This is a genomic window from Cytobacillus sp. S13-E01 (assembly GCF_029193815.1).
GTDB lineage: Bacteria > Bacillota > Bacilli > Bacillales > Bacillaceae_L > Bacillus_BV.
In genome coordinates this window covers 44,094-63,737 of sequence record NZ_JARFVC010000019.1, presented here as the reverse complement: position 1 = coordinate 63,737, position 19,644 = coordinate 44,094, and the positions used below count along the sequence as shown (strand labels likewise).

19 protein-coding genes, 2 rRNA genes and 1 other annotated feature are annotated in these 19,644 nt (G+C 36.7%); all 21 genes read left to right on the top strand.

Annotated elements, in window-relative coordinates; genetic code table 11:
• Positions 1-232: ribosomal RNA gene (locus PY093_RS13035) — 23S ribosomal RNA — on the top strand; the annotation flags it as partial.
• 57 nt (positions 233-289) lie between these two features.
• Positions 290-405: ribosomal RNA gene (gene rrf, locus PY093_RS13030) — 5S ribosomal RNA — on the top strand.
• Between the two features lie 1,221 nt (positions 406-1,626).
• Positions 1,627-2,325, top strand: a complete 699-nt coding sequence (locus PY093_RS13025) for an MgtC/SapB family protein (protein WP_275646306.1) — start codon at positions 1,627-1,629, stop codon at positions 2,323-2,325.
• A 127-nt stretch (positions 2,326-2,452) separates the two neighbouring features.
• Entirely contained in the window at positions 2,453-2,914 is a 462-nt protein-coding gene (locus PY093_RS13020; protein WP_275646305.1) for a CtsR family transcriptional regulator, read from the top strand.
• A gap of 55 nt (positions 2,915-2,969) precedes the next feature.
• Positions 2,970-3,518 (top strand): protein-arginine kinase activator protein McsA, encoded by a 549-nt coding sequence (gene mcsA, locus PY093_RS13015; RefSeq protein WP_275646304.1) that lies wholly within the window; start codon positions 2,970-2,972, stop codon positions 3,516-3,518.
• Positions 3,519-3,521: 3 nt separating this feature from the next.
• The gene (gene mcsB / locus PY093_RS13010) at positions 3,522-4,622 is read left to right on the top strand and encodes a protein-arginine kinase McsB (protein ID WP_275646303.1); all 1,101 of its coding nucleotides are present in this window, start codon (positions 3,522-3,524) and stop codon (positions 4,620-4,622) included.
• Positions 4,619-7,060, top strand: a complete 2,442-nt coding sequence (gene clpC, locus PY093_RS13005) for an ATP-dependent protease ATP-binding subunit ClpC (RefSeq protein WP_275646302.1) — start codon at positions 4,619-4,621, stop codon at positions 7,058-7,060. The genes mcsB and clpC overlap by 4 nt, the downstream gene beginning before the upstream one ends.
• Positions 7,061-7,241: 181 nt before the next feature.
• The gene (gene radA, locus PY093_RS13000) at positions 7,242-8,612 is read left to right on the top strand and encodes a DNA repair protein RadA (protein WP_275646301.1); all 1,371 of its coding nucleotides are present in this window, start codon (positions 7,242-7,244) and stop codon (positions 8,610-8,612) included.
• A gap of 3 nt (positions 8,613-8,615) precedes the next feature.
• Positions 8,616-9,692, top strand: coding sequence for a DNA integrity scanning diadenylate cyclase DisA (gene disA, locus PY093_RS12995; RefSeq protein ID WP_275646300.1), 1,077 nt, complete (start codon positions 8,616-8,618; stop codon positions 9,690-9,692).
• A gap of 204 nt (positions 9,693-9,896) precedes the next feature.
• The gene (locus tag PY093_RS12990; protein WP_275646299.1) at positions 9,897-10,991 is read left to right on the top strand and encodes a PIN/TRAM domain-containing protein; all 1,095 of its coding nucleotides are present in this window, start codon (positions 9,897-9,899) and stop codon (positions 10,989-10,991) included.
• A 57-nt stretch (positions 10,992-11,048) separates the two neighbouring features.
• The gene (ispD, locus tag PY093_RS12985) at positions 11,049-11,738 is read left to right on the top strand and encodes a 2-C-methyl-D-erythritol 4-phosphate cytidylyltransferase (RefSeq protein ID WP_275646298.1); all 690 of its coding nucleotides are present in this window, start codon (positions 11,049-11,051) and stop codon (positions 11,736-11,738) included.
• A gap of 26 nt (positions 11,739-11,764) precedes the next feature.
• Positions 11,765-12,241 carry a 2-C-methyl-D-erythritol 2,4-cyclodiphosphate synthase gene (gene ispF / locus PY093_RS12980; RefSeq protein WP_275646297.1) on the top strand — a complete coding sequence of 159 codons (477 nt, stop codon included), beginning with the start codon at positions 11,765-11,767 and terminating at the stop codon, positions 12,239-12,241.
• Positions 12,242-12,331: 90 nt separating this feature from the next.
• A complete protein-coding gene (gene gltX, locus PY093_RS12975) occupies positions 12,332-13,789 on the top strand; it encodes a glutamate--tRNA ligase (RefSeq protein WP_275646296.1) in 1,458 nt (485 codons plus the stop codon).
• A gap of 49 nt (positions 13,790-13,838) precedes the next feature.
• Positions 13,839-14,067: a binding site (T-box leader), on the top strand.
• A 328-nt stretch (positions 14,068-14,395) separates the two neighbouring features.
• On the top strand, positions 14,396-15,043 hold the full coding sequence (gene epsC / locus PY093_RS12970; RefSeq protein ID WP_275646295.1) for a serine O-acetyltransferase EpsC: 648 nt from the start codon (positions 14,396-14,398) through the stop codon (positions 15,041-15,043).
• Positions 15,044-15,045: 2 nt separating this feature from the next.
• Positions 15,046-16,443 carry a cysteine--tRNA ligase gene (cysS, locus tag PY093_RS12965; RefSeq protein WP_275646294.1) on the top strand — a complete coding sequence of 466 codons (1,398 nt, stop codon included), beginning with the start codon at positions 15,046-15,048 and terminating at the stop codon, positions 16,441-16,443.
• Positions 16,444-16,449: 6 nt separating this feature from the next.
• Entirely contained in the window at positions 16,450-16,851 is a 402-nt protein-coding gene (locus PY093_RS12960) for a Mini-ribonuclease 3 (protein ID WP_275646293.1), read from the top strand.
• Positions 16,852-16,868: 17 nt separating this feature from the next.
• Positions 16,869-17,612 (top strand): 23S rRNA (guanosine(2251)-2'-O)-methyltransferase RlmB, encoded by a 744-nt coding sequence (rlmB, locus tag PY093_RS12955; protein ID WP_275646292.1) that lies wholly within the window; start codon positions 16,869-16,871, stop codon positions 17,610-17,612.
• Between the two features lie 5 nt (positions 17,613-17,617).
• Positions 17,618-18,127: an NYN domain-containing protein gene (locus tag PY093_RS12950; protein ID WP_275646291.1), complete on the top strand. Its 510-nt coding sequence runs from the start codon at positions 17,618-17,620 to the stop codon at positions 18,125-18,127.
• Between the two features lie 163 nt (positions 18,128-18,290).
• Positions 18,291-18,941, top strand: a complete 651-nt coding sequence (gene sigH / locus PY093_RS12945) for an RNA polymerase sporulation sigma factor SigH (RefSeq protein WP_275646290.1) — start codon at positions 18,291-18,293, stop codon at positions 18,939-18,941.
• 245 nt (positions 18,942-19,186) lie between these two features.
• Positions 19,187-19,336 (top strand): 50S ribosomal protein L33, encoded by a 150-nt coding sequence (gene rpmG, locus PY093_RS12940; protein WP_275646289.1) that lies wholly within the window; start codon positions 19,187-19,189, stop codon positions 19,334-19,336.
• Between the two features lie 43 nt (positions 19,337-19,379).
• Positions 19,380-19,562, top strand: a complete 183-nt coding sequence (gene secE / locus PY093_RS12935) for a preprotein translocase subunit SecE (RefSeq protein WP_275646288.1) — start codon at positions 19,380-19,382, stop codon at positions 19,560-19,562.
• Positions 19,563-19,644: the final 82 nt, after the last annotated feature.

Here is a 19,644-nt window from a genome sequence, read left to right as displayed (position 1 = left end):
GGGATGGACACACCGCTGGTGTACCAGTTGTTCTGCCAAGGGCATCGCTGGGTAGCTATGTGTGGAAGGGATAAGTGCTGAAAGCATCTAAGCATGAAGCCCCCCTCAAGATGAGATTTCCCATAGCACAAGCTAGTAAGAACCCTGAAAGATGATCAGGTTGATAGGTCAGAGGTGGAAGCGCGGTGACGTGTGGAGCTGACTGATACTAATCGTTCGAGGACTTAACCAAAATACTTACATGAATGTCTAACGTTATCTAGTTTTGAAGGAACAAATCCTTCATATGTTTGGTGACTATGGCAAAGAGGCCACACCCGTTCCCATGCCGAACACGGAAGTTAAGCTCTTTTGCGCCGATGGTAGTTGGGGGTTTCCCCCTGTGAGAGTAGGACGTTGCCAAGCAAAATGAGAGAATCAGCTTTTATAGCTGGTTCTTGTTCTTTTTTGGTGTTATGATTATTTTCTTCTTTAGGTATTATATAAAACCGTGAGGTTTTAAATGTAATAGAGTGAAAAACAAAGTAGGGTCGGGTTTCGAGAAGCGAAGTAGACAAGGAAGTGAACGAAAGAGAACTGGAGTGTACTGCGTACACGAGGATCGCAGAGAGGGAATCTGACGCAGGATACTGAAGGTAATCGGAAGCCGACCGCCGAACACGGAAGTTAAAGCTTGCGCGCCGATGGTAGTAAAATGGATCTTCTGCTAAGGTCACCACATCCTGTGGCAACGCAGAAGTCAGGCCAACCAAGGCCAAGTCCTGTGAGAGTAGGACGTTGCCAAGCAAAGTGAGAGAATCAGCTGTAAGCTGGTTCTTTTTTGTATAAATGTTTAAACCGTGGTGTTATTAAGGAAAATAATCATTTCTATTTTAAACACTTTAAAATTATGCCAAAAATCCTAACTATATAGTAATTTTAAAGAAAAAGGTAAAATAAGCTTCAAACTAGATGACCCAGTCGAGAAATATTCAATCCATAGATAGATTAATAAGACCGTAAACTTGACAAAATTGAAAATGCTTTTCAAAACTAGCGAAATACTCGTCGGATAGTACAAAATACTTGTCTAATCCCTTAAATACTCGTCAAACTTCATAAAATACTCGTCTAATTCTAAAAAATACTATCATGAGAACAATATAGTCTTTATTAAGAACGAATCAATAACAACTATTAGGTTCTAATAACCAACTATGCTATACCGTTCACTCATAGAATTGAAATATTCAAAGGTGTTATAGTTAGCAAGCTACCGTTTACTATATCTCCAATTTTATTCCCTTTAAAATGAACAACATATACCAATACGATAGAGCTCGCGTACCGATGCAATTTAAATGGAATTTCCGCCAAAACCGCCCCATCCTGTGACAATGCAGAAGTCAGGCCATCCATTTATATAAAAAAACTTATCATTCTAGCTTTTTAAATAATCATATCTCACAGTTACCCATTAAGAAGAACCATCTTCCTTGAATTATGTATCTTCTACCACCCTCTCATTATCCTACAAAAACAAATTATAGTAATACCTTTGTCTATCTTTCGTATATATAATAGAAATCCTTTTGCATATAAGTTTTAATTTTAGCGCTAGCGGGTATTGTAATGGGGGGGAATCTTATGGAGGCTTTACTATCATACATATTTAATGATGAATTTGTTACGATGACGATTCGTATTTTTCTTGCCGCATTATTAAGTGGTCTGGTTGGGTTAGAGCGGGAATTTAATCGACATCCAGCAGGTTTTAGAACTCATCTTCTCGTTGGAGTGGGCTCATGTTTAATGATGCTCCTATCACTTTATGGATTTGAGCCATATTTAAACGACCATGAAAATATACGATTTGATCCTGCTCGCATTCCATCCTATGTTATTAGTGGAATTGGATTTCTAGGGGCAGGTACCATATTAGTAAAAGGTGCGACCATAAAGGGACTAACTACTGCTGCTTCTATTTGGGTAGTGGCAGGATTAGGACTAATAGTAGGGGTTGGAATGTTTGCACCAGCCATTCTTACAACAATTGTTGTCCTATTGAGTCTTATTTTCTTAAACAAGTTTGAAACGTTGGTGCTGAATAGGTCAAAAAAGCAATATTTTCATATAGTCGTCAAGGAGGGGCAATCCTTAATAAATATAATTGACGTGTTTGAATCAAAAAAGGTAAAGATTTTAAATATCTCTTTACGTTATGCGAAAAGTAAAAAGAGAGATGTGTTCCGTTATACGATTGAAGCTGATTTCAAAAGGAAAGAAGACAAAATACTATTGTTTGAAGAAATAGCTAAAATGGAGAAAGTTGAAAAAATCTTTTAATAAATGGTTTAGATAACACTATAAATTGGCAAGGCTAAAATCTGTAGTAAGCCAAAACCTTGAAATATTTTTGAATTCAATTTAAAATTAAAGTCAAATATAGTCAAAGTCAGGGGTGGGAATCAGAGTGAAAAATATTTCCGATATCATTGAGCAATATTTAAAACAAGTTCTAGATATGAGTGATCGGGATATTGTTGAGATAAAACGAAATGAAGTCGCTCATAGATTTGAATGTGTCCCATCTCAAATTAATTATGTTATTAATACACGCTTTACATTAGAGCGTGGGTATATTGTTGAGAGTAAACGGGGTGGGGGTGGCTACATTCGCATTATGAAGGTGAAAACTCATAATGAATCACATTTATTTGAGCAATTGCTTAACCTTATAGATCGACGAATTTCACAAGCTAGTGCTGAAGATGTCATCTATCGTTTAGTCGGTGAAGAAGTTATTTCTAAAAGGGAAGCTAAGATAATGTTAAGTGTTATCGATCGCTCTGTTCTTTTTATAGAGCTTCCTTATAGAGATGAATTACGTGCCAGAATGTTAAGAGCTATGCTTACTTCTTTAATGTATAAGTAGTATATGATTTTTATGCCAATGATTTAGGAACTAGCACGGGAGAGGTGATAGTAAGGTGATATGTCAAGACTGTAAGAAAAGACCTGCAACCTTGCATTTTACAAAAATAATGAATGGTGAAAAAACTGAGGTTCACATTTGTGAACATTGTGCACAAGAAAAAAGTGAAATGTTTATGTTCTCAGGCAATGCTGGATTTTCAATTAATAATTTATTAGCAGGCTTATTAAATATTGAACCAACGATTAACGAAGCAAAAGCTAATACTTTTGTAAACAATGAAGTCGTTCAATGTGAAAAATGTAAGATGACTTTTCAACAGTTTGCTAAGGTTGGACGATTTGGTTGCTCTAACTGTTATAGAACGTTTAATGAGCAACTTAATCCGATATTGAAAAGATTACACAGCGGCAATACAGCCCATATTGGAAAAATTCCAAAACGAGCTGGAGGACAAATTCATATCCGAAAAGAGATTGATGAACTAAAGCTAAAGCTTAAGGAACAAATAACTAATGAAGAATTTGAACAAGCAGCTTTGATTCGCGATGAAATTCGTGCCTTGGAAAAAAAGGTAAGTGAGCATAGAGAGGGGGAAGTGTAATCTATGTCGCTGCAACGTTTTATTAATAAAGCTATTAGTCCCTGGATGAATCAAGAAGGTCCTGATTCAGATATTGTCCTAAGTAGCCGTATTCGTTTAGCTAGGAATTTTGAAAATATGCTTTTCCCAACCGTTTCTACGAATGAAGAATCGCAAGCGATCATTAGTCTTTTTCAAGAACAGTTTGAAAAAAAATCATTTGATTCTATTGGTGAATTTGAACTTTTAAGGATGGATGAGTTACAACCAATTGAAAAGAGAGTGTTGGTTGAAAAACATTTAATAAGCCCCAACTTAGCTGAAGATTCAACCTTTGGTGCTTGTTTACTATCTGAAAATGAAGAAGTTAGTATAATGATAAATGAGGAAGATCATATCCGTATTCAATGCTTATATCCAGGCTTTCAATTAACAGAGGCCTTAAAGGTTGCTGGTGAACTTGATGATTGGATTGAGCAATATGTGGATTATGCATTTGATGAGCAGAGAGGTTATTTAACTACTTGTCCTACGAATGTTGGAACAGGGTTACGGGCATCGGTAATGATGCATTTGCCAGCCCTTATTCTTACTGACCAAATGAATCGAATTATACCTGCAATTAATCAGTTAGGGTTAGTGGTTAGAGGTATTTATGGTGAAGGTAGCGAAGCATTAGGTAATATTCTGCAAATTTCAAATCAAATGACATTAGGTAAAGCAGAAGAGGATATTGTTGAAGATTTAAAGAGTGTTGTTAGTCAATTGATTTCACAAGAACGCTCTGCAAGGGAAGCATTAGTTAAGACTTCTAACATACAATTAGAAGACAGAGTCTATCGCTCATATGGAATATTAGCAAATAGTCGTATCATTGAGTCCAAAGAAGCAGCTAAATGCTTATCTGATGTCCGTCTGGGGATAGACTTAGGATTTATAAAAAATATATCAAGAAATATCTTAAATGAATTAATTATCTTAACACAACCAGGCTTTCTACAGCTATATTCTGGTGGTGCACTGCGAGCAAATGAACGAGACATTAAAAGAGCAACGTTAATTCGAGAACGATTAGAGCTTGAAGAAGATAAAACAAATGAGAGCTTGGAGGTTGATGATCGATGATGTTTGGTAGATTTACAGAACGCGCACAAAAAGTATTAGCACTCGCTCAAGAAGAAGCAGTCCGCTTAGGACATAATAATATTGGCACAGAACATATTTTATTAGGTTTGATTCGAGAAGGTGAAGGGATCGCAGCTAAAGCGTTAGTGGCTCTTGGACTAGGTCCTGATAAAATTCAAAAAGAAGTTGAGATTTTAATTGGGCGTGGACAGGATGCGTCACAAACGATTCATTATACTCCTAGAGCAAAAAAGGTTATTGAATTGTCAATGGATGAAGCTAGGAAATTAGGTCACTCTTATGTTGGAACCGAGCATATTTTATTAGGTTTAATTCGTGAAGGTGAAGGAGTTGCTGCTAGAGTATTAAATAATCTAGGAGTAAGCTTAAATAAAGCACGCCAACAAGTACTACAACTGCTAGGTAGTAATGAATCCTCGTCAGGGCACCAGGGTGGGGGCAATGCAAATGCAAACACACCTACATTAGATAGTCTTGCCAGAGATTTAACAGCGATTGCAAGAGAAGGCAGTTTAGATCCGGTTATCGGTCGTAGTAAAGAAATACAGCGTGTTATTGAGGTCTTGAGCCGTCGAACGAAAAATAATCCAGTGTTAATCGGTGAGCCAGGGGTAGGTAAAACAGCGATAGCTGAAGGACTTGCTCAACAAATTATCAATAATGAAGTTCCAGAAACATTACGAGATAAACGTGTTATGACTTTAGATATGGGGACGGTTGTAGCGGGAACGAAGTATCGTGGTGAATTTGAGGATCGTTTGAAAAAGGTGATGGATGAAATACGCCAAGCCGGTAATATCATTTTATTTATCGATGAGCTTCATACATTAATCGGTGCTGGTGGAGCAGAAGGCGCAATAGATGCCTCTAACATTTTAAAACCATCCTTGGCACGTGGAGAGCTACAATGTATTGGTGCGACAACATTAGATGAGTATCGTAAATATATTGAAAAAGATGCTGCACTAGAAAGAAGATTCCAACCAATACAAGTTGATGAACCAACGATTGAAGAATCAATTCAAATTTTAAAAGGATTAAGAGACCGTTATGAGGCACACCATCGTGTATCCATTATTGATGATGCAATCATTCAAGCAGTAAAATTGTCTGATCGATACATCTCAGACCGATTTTTACCTGATAAAGCTATTGACTTAATTGATGAAGCAGGGTCAAAAGTTCGCCTTCGTTCCTACACGGCACCACCAAATTTAAAAGAGCTTGAACAGAAGTTAGAAGAAGTACGTAAAGAAAAGGATTCAGCTGTTCAAAGCCAAGAATTTGAAAAAGCAGCATCCTTACGTGATAATGAGCAGCGATTACGTGAGAAGCTTGAAGAAACTAAGAAAACCTGGAAGGAAAAACAAGGTCAAGAAAACTCTGAGGTGACGGTTGAGGATATCGCAACTGTTGTATCAAGTTGGACTGGTATTCCAGTATCTAAATTAGCACAAACTGAAACTGACAAATTATTGAATATGGAAGAACTCATTCATTCACGTGTAATTGGTCAAGAAGAGGCTGTTGTAGCTGTTGCAAAAGCAGTCAGACGTGCAAGGGCGGGCTTAAAGGACCCTAAACGTCCAATTGGTTCGTTTATATTCCTAGGACCTACTGGGGTAGGTAAAACAGAACTTGCAAGAGCATTAGCTGAATCGATGTTCGGTGATGAAGATGCAATGATACGAGTTGATATGTCTGAGTATATGGAAAAACACTCGACATCAAGGTTAGTAGGTTCCCCTCCAGGATATGTAGGCTATGAAGAAGGTGGACAATTAACAGAAAAGGTACGTCGTAAACCATATTCTGTTGTACTACTTGACGAAATTGAAAAGGCACATCCAGACGTATTTAATATCTTGCTGCAAGTATTAGAAGATGGGCGTTTAACTGACTCAAAAGGTCGTAGGGTTGATTTTAGAAATACAATCGTAATCATGACATCAAACGTTGGTGCTAGTACATTAAAACGTAACAAATATGTTGGATTTAATTTACAAGATGAAGTCCAAGATTATAAGGATATGAAGGGAAAAGTAATGGAAGAACTCAAAAAGGCATTCCGTCCAGAATTCCTTAACCGTATTGATGAAATCATCGTATTCCATTCATTAGAGAAAAAACATTTGAAAGATATCGTTACTCTTATGTCTAATCAGTTGACTAAACGACTAGTTGAACAAGATATTAATCTTGAATTAACCGAGGCAGCTAAAGAAAAAATCGTAGAAGAAGGTCATGATTTAGAGTATGGTGCAAGACCATTGCGTAGAGCTATTCAAAAACAAATTGAAGATCGATTATCTGAAGAGTTACTAAAAGGCTCAATCGAAAAAGGTCAAAATATCGTAATGGATATAGAAAATGGAGAGTTTATTGTAAGGACCGTAGAAAAGGAAAAGGTAAAATAAGGATAAAATAAAGTTACTGAGGTATACAATTAAAATAACCATTTGTTGTATATCTCGGTTTTTTTATAAGTTAAAGAAATACTTAATAGTAGTGTTTCAAGCTTGGTTATAATTAGTTTTTATAAAATCGTAATCATAATTTTACATTTTATTGGTAATTTAATAAGAGAGGACTTTTTTCATGGCTAAAAAGAAAACGAAATTTATTTGTCAATCCTGTGGATATGAGTCGGCGAAGTGGATGGGAAAATGTCCAGGCTGTAGCACATGGAATACCTTAGTTGAAGAAATAGAAATGAAGCCTGCAAGAAAGGGAGCGTTTGCCCATAGCAATTCCTCAGTAGTCACCAAACCTTCACCTATCTCCTCAATTGAAACAAGTAGTGAACCTCGAGTATATACAACTATTTCTGAGTTTAATCGAGTGTTAGGTGGAGGAATTGTTCGTGGGTCGCTTGTATTAATTGGTGGTGATCCTGGAATAGGAAAATCAACGTTATTGCTACAAGTGTCTTCTCAAATCGCAAAAAACGAAAAAGTTTTATATATCTCCGGGGAGGAATCTGTTAAACAAACCAAGTTACGGTCAGACCGTTTAGGTGTAATGTCAGACCAATTATATGTTCTGGCAGAAACTGATCTAGAGTATATCTCACAATCCATTCATGAAATGAACCCAAGCTTTGTAGTGATTGATTCCATTCAGACAATTTATAATTCTGAGATAACTTCTGCGCCAGGAAGTGTGTCACAGGTTAGAGAATGTACAGCTGAATTAATGAGAATAGCAAAAACAAATGGTATTGCAATATTTATTGTTGGTCATGTAACAAAAGAAGGAAATATTGCAGGGCCAAGGCTTTTAGAACATATGGTAGATACCGTCTTATATTTTGAAGGTGAGCGACATCATTCTTACCGTATCTTAAGGGCAGTCAAAAACCGCTTTGGTTCAACAAATGAAATGGGGATTTTTGAGATGAAGGAATCCGGGTTAGAAGAAGTTGCAAATCCTTCAGAGATCTTCTTGGAAGAGAGATCAAAAGGGGCTGCTGGGTCTACTGTAGTTGCCTCCATGGAAGGAACACGCCCTGTCCTTGTTGAAATTCAAGCATTAATTTCACCAACTAGTTTTGGTAACCCTAGACGTATGGCGACAGGTGTCGATCATAATCGTGTATCGTTACTAATGGCAGTATTGGAAAAACGTGTTGGTCTTTTACTTCAAAATCAAGATGCATATCTCAAGGTAGCGGGTGGGATAAAACTCGATGAGCCTGCCATTGATTTAGCTGTTGCTATTAGTATTGCATCAAGTTTTAGAGATCAGGCACCAAAACCAACAGATGTAGTAATCGGTGAAGTAGGATTAACAGGAGAAGTAAGACGGGTTTCAAGGATTGAACAACGTGTTCAAGAAGCTGCTAAACTAGGTTTTGAACGCGTTATTATCCCAGAGCGAAACATAGGAGGCTGGACGTTCCCTAAAGGGGTAGAGGTCATTGGTGTAGCAAATGTAAGGCAAGCCCTACAATATACATTAGGGGGATAATGAATGAATGGACAACAACACAAACGAGAGAATACTTTGAATCAAATCCTTAAGTTTATTGCACCGGGAACACCTATTCGGGAAGGTATTGAGAATGTACTCCGTGCAAAGACAGGTGGACTAATTGTTGTTGGCTTTAATGAATATGTAAAAGAGTTGGTTGATGGTGGTTTTCAAATAAATAGCCATTTCACCCCTGCTTATTTATATGAATTAGCAAAAATGGATGGAGCTATTATCTTAAATGATTCTGGTAGTAAAATTTTATTTGCCAATGCGCAGCTAATTCCAAGCTCTAAAACCCTTTCTTCAGAGACTGGAATGAGACATCGAACGGCAGAGAGAGTTGCAAGGCAAACTAGTTGTCTAGTAATTGCTATTTCTCAAAGACGAAACGTCATTACGTTATACCAAGGTGAATTTCGTTATGCTTTAAAGGATATAGGAGTAATTTTAACCAAGGCTAATCAAGCAATTCAAACATTGGAGAAGTACAAGTCGGTTTTAGATCAAGCCCTTACAAACTTAGGAGCGCTAGAGTTTGAAGAGCTTGTTACTCACTCAGAAGTACTACAAGTACTACATCGCATCGAGATGGTGCTACGCATAAAAAGTGAAATACTTTGCTATATCAATGAATTAGGAACAGAAGGACGACTCCTCCGGTTACAAATGACAGAGCTCCTTGTCAATGTTGAAAAAGAAGCAGCGTTAGTTATAAAAGATTATATGAAAATTAAAGGCAGTGAACCATATGAATTATTAGAGCAGTTACAAGCGTTATCAAATCGTGAGTTATTAGATGATACAGTACTATTAAAGCTCCTTGGTTTCCATATATCAACAAACACTGATGAAGTAATACCGACTAGAGGTTATCGAATATTAAGTAAAATACCGAGATTACCACCACTTGTTATTGAAAATTTAATATCTACCTTTGAAAATATGAAACAAATCATGAACTCATCCGTAGAACAGTTAGTCGAGGTTGAGGGAATTGGAGAAGTACGAGCCAGAAAAATAAAAGAAGGCTTAAAGCGAATTCAGGATCAACTACTAATTGATAGGCAAATTTAAATTTGATTAATCAGTACATCTATGATAAAATGAAATTTTTTTCTAGAAAATTGACACTTATTTATTAAGATGATACGATTTTATTGATATGGGTTGAGGGACTATTTTACACTACCGTATCATTCTTTTTACATTTTAAAAAATCTATTTATTGAGGGTTTCAATTATTATAAAGTGTTAATAATGATAAGAGGAGGTGAAGGAATGTTAAAACGTATTGTACAGCTATTTTTTCTTATTATCGGTGGAATGCTAGGTATTTTCTTTATTCCCGAGCTATTTAAGCTGTTAAATGTCGGTAATGTTCCATATTTAGATAAACCATATACGCTCGCCATTTTAGGTGCTATTATCTTATTTATTACTACTTTTTGGTTAGTCGATTACATTGTGGGACTAATTCGCTGGCTTGAAGAAGCACTGGTAAAAGCACCTGTAACAGATGTATTATTCGGTAGTCTTGGTTTAATTTTTGGTTTGATCGTTGCTTTTCTTATTGTTATTCCATTGAAGTCGATCCAGTTTACAGTCGTAAATACAGTCGTTCCAATCTTTGTTACATTATTGCTAGGGTATCTTGGGTTTCAGGTGGGATTTAAAAAGAGAGATGAGCTCGTTAGTGTTTTTTCAATCTCGAATCGAATGGGTAAGAAAAAGGGCGCAGAAGAGGAAGAAAATGAAAATATCGCCAAAAAGTTAAAAATTCTAGATACTAGCGTAATTATAGATGGCAGGGTAGCGGACATTTGTCAAACTGGTTTCTTAGAAGGGATTATCGTTATTCCACGATTTGTATTAGAGGAGTTACAGCATATTGCTGATTCTTCGGATGTACTGAAGCGAAATCGTGGGAGAAGAGGTCTTGACATATTAAATCGTATTCAAAAGGAACTTTCTATTAAGGTAGAAATATATGAAGGGGACTTTGACGATATTTCGGAAGTTGATAGCAAGCTAGTAAAACTTGCCAAGTTAACGGCAGGTGTCGTAGTGACAAATGATTTTAACTTAAACAAGGTTTGTGAGTTGCAAAGTGTTGCCGTCTTAAATATAAATGATTTAGCTAATGCTGTGAAGCCTGTTGTTCTTCCAGGTGAAGAGCTAAATGTGCAGGTGATAAAGGATGGAAAAGAATATAATCAAGGTGTTGCCTATCTTGATGACGGAACAATGATTGTTGTTGAAGAAGGTAGAGATTACATCGGGAAAAAGATTGATGTTCTCGTAACAAGTGTACTGCAGACATCAGCGGGAAGAATGATTTTTGCCAAACCAAAGTTGCTTGAAAAAGCATTATAAAGGTATCATGCTTTCCTTTTTCCAAGTGTATTTGAAGAAGATAGGGGAACCAAAGTGATGAAGTATCAAGTGGTAGTGCTTGCCGCAGGACAAGGTAAAAGAATGCAGGCGGGAAAAAACAAACAATTTATAGAGTTAGAAGACATACCTGTTATTATTCGTACGTTAATGGTTTTTGAACATGATGAGTTCTGTGCTGGAATTACATTAGTTATTAATCAAAAAGAACTAGCAATAGTTGAACAACTGCTTTTTAAATATGCTATTAAAAAGGTCACCTCCATTGTTTTTGGTGGTCAAGAACGTCAACAAAGTGTATACAATGGTATACAGGTGTTGAAGGATGCAGAAATCGTATTAGTTCATGATGGTGCAAGGCCATTTGTTAAAAATAAGTTAATAAAAAATTTAGTTGCTGCAGCTAGCAAATCAGGAGCTGCCATTGCTGCAGTTCCTGTAAAAGATACCATAAAAAAAGCCACTAGTTCCTTAACAGTTGTAGAAACGGTTGAACGATCTAGCTTGTGGTCTGTACAAACCCCACAAGCTTTTCGTGTTTCATTGTTGCTAAAAGCACATGATAAGGCTATTGTAGAAAATTATTTAGGTACGGATGATGCTAGTTTAGTTGAAAGGCTAGGGCTTTGCGTGGTTATTGTAGAGGGAGATTATCAGAATATAAAGCTGACAACACCAGAAGATTTACTTTTTGCACAAGCAATATTAAAAAGTTGGACTAACTACTAAGCGTGTTGGTAGAAAGAGGTAATATTATGATTCGGATTGGACAGGGTTTTGACGTTCATCAGTTGGTCGAGGGAAGACCATTAATAATAGGCGGAATTGAGATACCGTACGAACGGGGGCTTTTAGGTCACTCTGATGCTGATGTATTATTACATACTGTTGCTGATGCCTGTTTAGGTGCAATTGCAGCTGGGGATATCGGTAAACATTTTCCTGATACAGATCCTACTTTCAAAGATGCTAATTCGGCTGCTCTACTCGGGCATGTATGGGATTTGGTGAAAAAGGAAGGCTATGTATTAGGAAATATCGATTGTACAATTATTGCACAAATGCCCAAAATGGCACCTTATATTACTCAAATAAGAAAACGAATTGCTGGCCTGCTTGAAGCTGACGTTTCACAGGTAAATGTTAAGGCGACTACAACAGAAAAGCTTGGCTTTACCGGAAGAGGTGAAGGTATAGCAGCACAAGTTGTTGTGCTAATACAAAAAAGCTAATTACTATTTCGAATATCTAGTGTAAAATAATAATGATTTTCCGAATGATATTATCTTAATAAAAGATGGAACCGTAACGGAGGAATACATATGTCTAATGAAGTGAGGGTGCGTTATGCACCAAGTCCGACTGGGCACTTACATATAGGGAATGCCAGAACAGCTCTATTTAACTATTTATTTGCACGCAATCAAAATGGTAAATTTATTATCCGTATAGAGGATACTGATAAAAAAAGAAACATTGAAGGTGGAGAAGAAAGTCAATTAAAATACTTACGATGGTTAGGAATTGACTGGGATGAAAGTACAGATGTCGGTGGAGATTATGGACCATATCGTCAATCAGAACGTATTGATATTTATGCAAAGTACTACCAAGAGCTTTTAGAACAAGGCTTAGCCTATAAATGCTATTGTTCAGAAGAAGAGATTGAGCGAGAGCGCGAAGAGCAAATTGCTAGAGGAGAAATGCCGCGTTATTCTGGAAAACATCGGAATTTAACGAAAGAGGAACAAGTTGCTTATGAAAAAGAGGGTAGACTACCGAGTATACGTTTTCGTGTCCCAGAAAGTAAGATATATGCTTTTAACGATATGGTTAAAGGTGAAATTTCTTTTGAATCAGATGGAATTGGAGATTTTGTAATCGTCAAAAAAGATGGAACTCCAACATACAACTTTGCTGTAGCAGTTGATGATTACTTAATGAAAATTTCACATGTTCTTCGCGGGGAAGACCATATTTCGAATACACCTAAACAAATGATGATTTTTGAGGCGTTAGGTTGGGAATATCCAATTTTCGGCCATATGACATTAATTGTAAATGAAAATCGCAAAAAGCTTAGTAAACGCGATGAATCAATTATTCAATTTATTGAACAATATGAAGAACTTGGCTTTTTACCAGAAGCTTTATTTAACTTCATCGGCTTATTAGGATGGTCACCTGGTGGAGAAGAAGAAATATTTTCAAAGGAACAGTTCATTGAGATTTTTGATGCAACTCGCCTCTCAAAGTCACAAGCCTTATTCGATACACAAAAGTTAACTTGGATGAATAATCAATACTTGAAAACAATAGAGGTGGATAAGCTTACCCAATTGTCTTTGCCACACTTAATTAAAGCGGGTCGTTTACGTTCTGATATGAATCCAGATCAATTACAATGGGCTAAAGAGCTTATCGCTTTATTCCAGGAGAAAATGAGTTATGGAGAACAAATTGTTGAACTTACAGAGATCTTTTTTACTCCTGACGTTGAATTTGAAGAGGATGCAAAAGCTATATTGCAGGAAGAACAAGTTCCTAGTGTGTTAGCTGCATTTTTGGAAGAGATCAAAACATTAGATGCATTTGGTGCACAAGAGATAAAAGTTGCGATGAAAACAGTACAAAAATCAACAGGGTTCAAAGGAAAACAACTCTTCATGCCAATCCGTGTAGCTACAACGGGACAGACACACGGCCCGGATCTACCAACAGCGATCCATTTATTAGGGAAAGATAAAATAATATCTCGACTAGAGAAACTAATTAGTTAACAATTTAATTGATATGTAATATAGTAAGATTAATTGTAAATTTTAATATGAAAAAGTGTTGATGAGGAGAGTAGGAAAACATTTTCATTTTAGAGAGAACCATCATTGGCTGTAAATGGTTCATGAAATGTCTTCTGAAATGCACCTTAGAATCTCTTATAGAAACAAATAATTGATTATTTGAAGTAGATAAGAGCGGCTCCACCGTTATATGGCAAAGTTGAGGCATTTTATTTGGCCTAAACAGAGTGGAACCGCGCCAAAAAAGCGTCTCTGTGTATTAGTACACAGGGACGCTTTTTTATTGTTTAGGAAATTATAAAATTGTAAGGTTGTGTATAACTTCGAGTCTTTGTCTATCTACGTCCTGCTCCAGGCGCCATCGGCTCTATGGTATAAGCCAATCCCTTCCCAAAGGCAAAAAACGCCTTTTAGTCAGGGCTCGTCTTATGCTTGTCGCCGATAAGCGGGCGCGCCTTGCGCTTTTCTTGTGTCTTTAATAATTCCTAAGGCAAGTTAAAATAAAACTAAGGTTACACTATTGTTATTATTTTAAATCAAATATGGCTTATATGTTCAATATATTAAGAAAACGGAGGGGAGAAGATGTTTAAAACTTTAAAAGAAGATATTGGTATCGTCTTTGAACAAGACCCTGCAGCGAGAACCTATCTTGAGGTAATCTTAACCTATTCTGGTTTACATGCCATTTGGGCTCATAGGTTAGCGCATGCATTATACAAGAGAAAACTTTTTTTTCTAGCACGTCTAACTTCACAAATAAGTAGATTTTTTACTGGAATAGAGATACACCCGGGAGCGAAGATTGGCAAACGCTTTTTTATAGATCATGGTATGGGTGTGGTGATCGGAGAAACCTGTGAAATCGGTGATAATGTTACGGTGTTTCAAGGTGTAACCCTTGGTGGAACAGGGAAAGAAAAGGGAAAAAGACATCCGACAATTATGGATAATGCTCTTATTGCAACAGGAGCAAAAGTACTTGGGTCAATTACGATTGGAGAGAATTCAAAAATAGGAGCGGGTTCAGTTGTATTACATGATGTTCCACCGAATTCAACGGTAGTGGGTATTCCAGGTAAGGTCGTTATCAAAAACGGAATGAAGATAAAGCAAGACTTCAATCATAGAGATTTGCCTGACCCTATCGCAGACCGATTTAAGGTACTTGAAGACAGAATAGTCGAGTTACAAACAGAACTAGAGGAATATTACAAAAGAAAGGATTCGTGAATATGACAATACAAATTTATAATACTCTAACTAGACAAAAAGAAGTTTTTAAACCTCTTGAAGAAAACAAGGTGAAAATGTACGTATGTGGGCCGACTGTTTATAACTATATTCATATCGGCAATGCAAGACCGGCAATAGTATTTGATACCGTTCGAAATTATTTCGAGTTTCGTGGTTTTGAAGTAAACTTTGTATCTAATTTTACAGATGTAGATGATAAGTTGATTAAAGCTGCTAATGAACTTGGTGTGAATGTACCAACAGTTGCCCAGCGTTTTATAGATGCATATTTTGAAGATGTCACAGAATTGGGCTGCAAAAGAGCAGATGTGCATCCAAGAGTGACTGAAAGTATTGAGATCATTATAGAATTTATCGAGGCTTTAATTGAAAAGGGATATGCATACGAGTCTCAAGGTGATGTGTATTATAAAACTAGATCATTTAAAGAGTATGGTAAACTGTCCCATCAGTCCATAGATGATCTCCGTTCAGGAGCCCGAATTGAAGTGGGTGACAAAAAACAAGATGCACTTGACTTCGTGCTTTGGAAAGCGGCAAAAGAGGGGGAAATCTATTGGGAGAGCCCATGGGGTAAAGGTAGACCTGGATGGCATATAGAGTGCTCTGCCATGGCAAGAAAATATTTGGGCGATACAATTGATATTCATGCTGGTGGTCAAGACTTAGCATTTCCACACCATGAAAATGAAATCGCTCAATCTGAGGCATTTACTGGTCAAACATTCGCGAACTACTGGATGCACAATGGTTACATTAATATTGATAACGAAAAGATGTCTAAATCACTTGGAAATTATGTATTAGTGCATGATATTATCAAGAAACATGATCCGCAACTAATCAGGTTCTTCATGTTATCGGTTCATTATCGTCATCCTATTAATTACAGTGATGAACTTCTGAATAATACAAAGAACGGTCTAGAAAGACTACGTACTACCTATACTAATCTAAAGCATCGCTTAGAAAGTAGCAGTAATTTAACGAACAACAATGAAGAATGGTTAGAAAGAATATCAGGTTATAGAGAGGATTTTACCCGCGCAATGGATGATGACTTTAATACGGCAAATGCTATATCAGTATTATTTGAATTATCTAAGCAAGCTAATTATTATTTGCAAGAGAAAAATACGGCTGTGCAAGTAATCAAGGAATTTTTAAATGAATTTGACAAACTTTTTGGAGTGTTGGGTATATCTACCAAGGATAATCAACTCCTTGACGAAGAAATTGAGAAGCTAATAGAAAAGCGAATTCAAGCACGTAAAGATCGTAATTTTGCCTTAGCTGATGAAATCCGTGATGCTTTAAAAGCAAAAAATATTATTCTTGAAGATACTCCTCAAGGTATTAGATGGAAAAGAGGATAAACCGAAATGTTTTCAGAGCATAATGTCGATGTGATTCAAATCAATAGTTTAGCATTAGCATATATGGGTGATGCTGTGTACGAAACATATGTCAGGCATCACCTCCTAACACTTGGGTCGGTAAAACCTAACCAACTTCATAATAAAGCAAAAAATTATGTGTCTGCTAAAGCACAGGCTAAGGTTTTACATAGGCTCAAAGAGCAACATTTTTTTTCGGAGGAAGAGAGGGCTGTCATTCGTCGGGGAAGGAATGCTAAATCAGGTACTATTCCAAAGAATACGGACGTCCAGACTTATAGATATAGCACAGCATTTGAAGCTTTGATTGGTTTTCATTATTTAAAAAATAATCAACAACGTTTAGCTGAAATTATTTCAACATCATTTTCAATAGTTGGGCAATAAGAAAGGAGGAATAAGTAGTGTCGAGTGAATTTATTATTGGTAAAAATCCAGTATTAGAGGCATTGAAAAGCGAGAGAGACATTAATAAAATTTGGATAGCTGAAGGGTCTCAGAAAGGACAAATGAGTCAAGTTATCGGACTGGCCAGAGAAAAGGGGATCTTAGTACAATTCGTTCCGAAGAAAAAAATTGATCAAATGGTTGAAGGAATTCACCAAGGTGTCATTGCTTCAATTGCAGCATACAAATATGCTCAATTAGATGATTTATTTGCTAGTGCTAAAGCAAGAGGAGAAGAGCCATTCTTTCTTCTGCTTGATGAATTAGAAGACCCGCACAACTTAGGATCAATTATGAGAACAGCAGATGCGGTAGGTGCACATGGTATCATCATTCCTAAAAGAAGAGCCGTTGGCTTAACGGCCACCGTAGCAAAAGCATCCACGGGGGCAATTGAACATATTCCAGTCGTTCGTATTACGAATATGGCACAGACGATTGATGTATTAAAAGAACGTGGAGTCTGGATTGTAGGTACGGACGCAAAAGGAAAAGATGATTATCGCGATATGGATGGTAGTATGCCAATTGGTTTAGTAATTGGCAGTGAAGGAAAAGGTATTGGTAGGTTAATTAGAGATAAGTGTGATTTTTTAATAAGACTGCCTATGAGCGGAAACGTAACATCCTTGAATGCTTCAGTGGCTGCTAGTCTTCTAATGTATGAGGTTTATCGCAAGCGAAATCCTCTAAGAGGATAATTAGGATGGATATCCTTCTAGTTGATGGATATAACATTATCGGTGCATGGCCCGAGTTGAGGGATTTAAAAGCAAAGGAGTTATCTTTAGCTCGTGCTGCATTAATCGAAAAAATGGCAGAGTATCAAGCATATACAGGATATAGGGTTATAGTTATATTTGATGCACATCTCGTACAAGGTATTGAGAAAAAAAAGAAAAAACACAAGGTAGAAGTAATATTTACCAAGGGCAACGAAACTGCAGATGAACGGATTGAAAAAATGGCAAAGCAGCTAAACGATATAAAAACTCAAATACATGTAGCAACCTCAGATTTTACTGAACAATGGGCTATATTTGGACAAGGTGCCCTCAGAAAATCAGCTCGTGAGCTATTAAATGAGATGGTAGCGATAGAAAAAGGAATCGAACAAAGTGTAAAAAAAACAATGGAAAAAAAGCCGTCATCAAAGATCCCGCTTTCAAATGAAGTTGCAGAAATGTTTGAAAAATGGAGAAGAGGACAACAATGACCGGTTGACGCTTTTGAAAAACGTCCTGTATAATATTTCTATCTAGCGATTATTTAAAAATTCACAAATTAATTTAAACTGCAATCTAATTTAGTATATTCAATTTGGGCTTTTTAAAAAAACGTAAGAATAGGACACTATTAGTTCGTTCGGGGGGATCGGTGTGAGTTCAAGCTTCAATGTCAAAGACAACAGTAAATTCGAACTACTCGATGATGAAGAGGTCGTAGAATTAGTCCATATAGGACAAAGTGAAGCACTTGACTACTTAATTAATAAGTATCGAAATTTTGTGCGTGCAAAGGCAAGATCCTACTTTTTAATTGGTGCCGATCGGGAAGATATTGTACAAGAAGGTATGATAGGCTTATACAAGGCTATTCGCGACTTTAAAGAGGACAAGCTATCATCTTTTAAAGCATTTGCAGAACTATGCATTACAAGGCAAATTATTACCGCTATTAAAACAGCCACTAGACAAAAGCATATCCCACTTAACTCCTATGTTTCACTGGATAAGCCAATCTATGATGATGAATCCGATCGTACGTTAATGGATGTTATTTCTGGTGCGAAGGTATTAGATCCGGAACAACTGATAATAAACCAGGAAAAGTTAGACGACATTGAAGTAAAAATGGCTGAACTTTTAAGTGACCTAGAACGAAAGGTGTTAGCGCTCTATCTAGACGGAAGGTCATATCAAGAAATATCCGAAGACCTTAACAGACATGTTAAGTCAATAGATAATGCCTTGCAGCGTGTAAAGCGTAAGCTTGAGAGGTATCTTGAGTTAAGAGAGCTAACGTTTTAGTTTGTAATTAAAAATATATCACTTGCTCCGAGAACCCTTCGCTTTTCTAGCTATTGACACAGAAAACAAGCCTATGATAAAGTTTTAAAGACATGTTTATAATTACTTATAAGAAAGTTGAATTTAGTTTTGGTGTCGGGCTCCAGGCGCTGTGCTTTTCTTATAAAATCAGTTACTACTAGCGAGTCTTAATGATTTTTCATGAAATAGAACAACTGCATGGTCTTCGAACTGGAGGTGCTGCTATGCGGAAAAAAGTAATATTAGCATGTGTTGTGTGTGGTAGTCGCAATTATTCAACGATGAAGAATAGTAAGGACGTAGCGGAACGCCTTGAAATAAATAAATTCTGTAAAACTTGCAACGCTCATAAAACACACCGCGAAACGAAATAAAAGTGTCGTGAGGGTTGTCTCAAAATTGTTGGAGGTTACATGAATGAAACGATTAACAAAGTTTTTTCGTGATGTAGTCCGCGAAATGAAAAAAGTTAGCTGGCCAAAACAAAAAGAGTTAATACGCTATACGGTTATCGTGTTATCAACAGTATTTTTTGTTTCGGTGTTTTTTGCAGTAATTGATTTGGGAATTTCAGAAATTATTCGCTTTGTGATTGAATAAGGTTTATAATCTCATGGTATAATGATGGATAATACAGGAAGTCCTTAAAGCCCGTTTTCGGGTTTTTTTAATTGAATCTTTT

Coding starts and splice junctions, on each gene's coding strand:
- PY093_RS13025 (WP_275646306.1), top strand. CDS start 1,627: ATGGAGGCTTTACTATCATACATATTTAATGATGAATTTGTTACGATG.
- mcsB (WP_275646303.1), top strand. CDS start 3,522: ATGTCGCTGCAACGTTTTATTAATAAAGCTATTAGTCCCTGGATGAAT.
- clpC (WP_275646302.1), top strand. CDS start 4,619: ATGATGTTTGGTAGATTTACAGAACGCGCACAAAAAGTATTAGCACTC.
- radA (WP_275646301.1), top strand. CDS start 7,242: ATGGCTAAAAAGAAAACGAAATTTATTTGTCAATCCTGTGGATATGAG.
- disA (WP_275646300.1), top strand. CDS start 8,616: ATGAATGGACAACAACACAAACGAGAGAATACTTTGAATCAAATCCTT.
- PY093_RS12990 (WP_275646299.1), top strand. CDS start 9,897: ATGTTAAAACGTATTGTACAGCTATTTTTTCTTATTATCGGTGGAATG.
- ispD (WP_275646298.1), top strand. CDS start 11,049: ATGAAGTATCAAGTGGTAGTGCTTGCCGCAGGACAAGGTAAAAGAATG.
- ispF (WP_275646297.1), top strand. CDS start 11,765: ATGATTCGGATTGGACAGGGTTTTGACGTTCATCAGTTGGTCGAGGGA.
- gltX (WP_275646296.1), top strand. CDS start 12,332: ATGTCTAATGAAGTGAGGGTGCGTTATGCACCAAGTCCGACTGGGCAC.
- epsC (WP_275646295.1), top strand. CDS start 14,396: ATGTTTAAAACTTTAAAAGAAGATATTGGTATCGTCTTTGAACAAGAC.
- cysS (WP_275646294.1), top strand. CDS start 15,046: ATGACAATACAAATTTATAATACTCTAACTAGACAAAAAGAAGTTTTT.
- PY093_RS12960 (WP_275646293.1), top strand. CDS start 16,450: ATGTTTTCAGAGCATAATGTCGATGTGATTCAAATCAATAGTTTAGCA.
- PY093_RS12950 (WP_275646291.1), top strand. CDS start 17,618: ATGGATATCCTTCTAGTTGATGGATATAACATTATCGGTGCATGGCCC.
- rpmG (WP_275646289.1), top strand. CDS start 19,187: ATGCGGAAAAAAGTAATATTAGCATGTGTTGTGTGTGGTAGTCGCAAT.
- secE (WP_275646288.1), top strand. CDS start 19,380: ATGAAACGATTAACAAAGTTTTTTCGTGATGTAGTCCGCGAAATGAAA.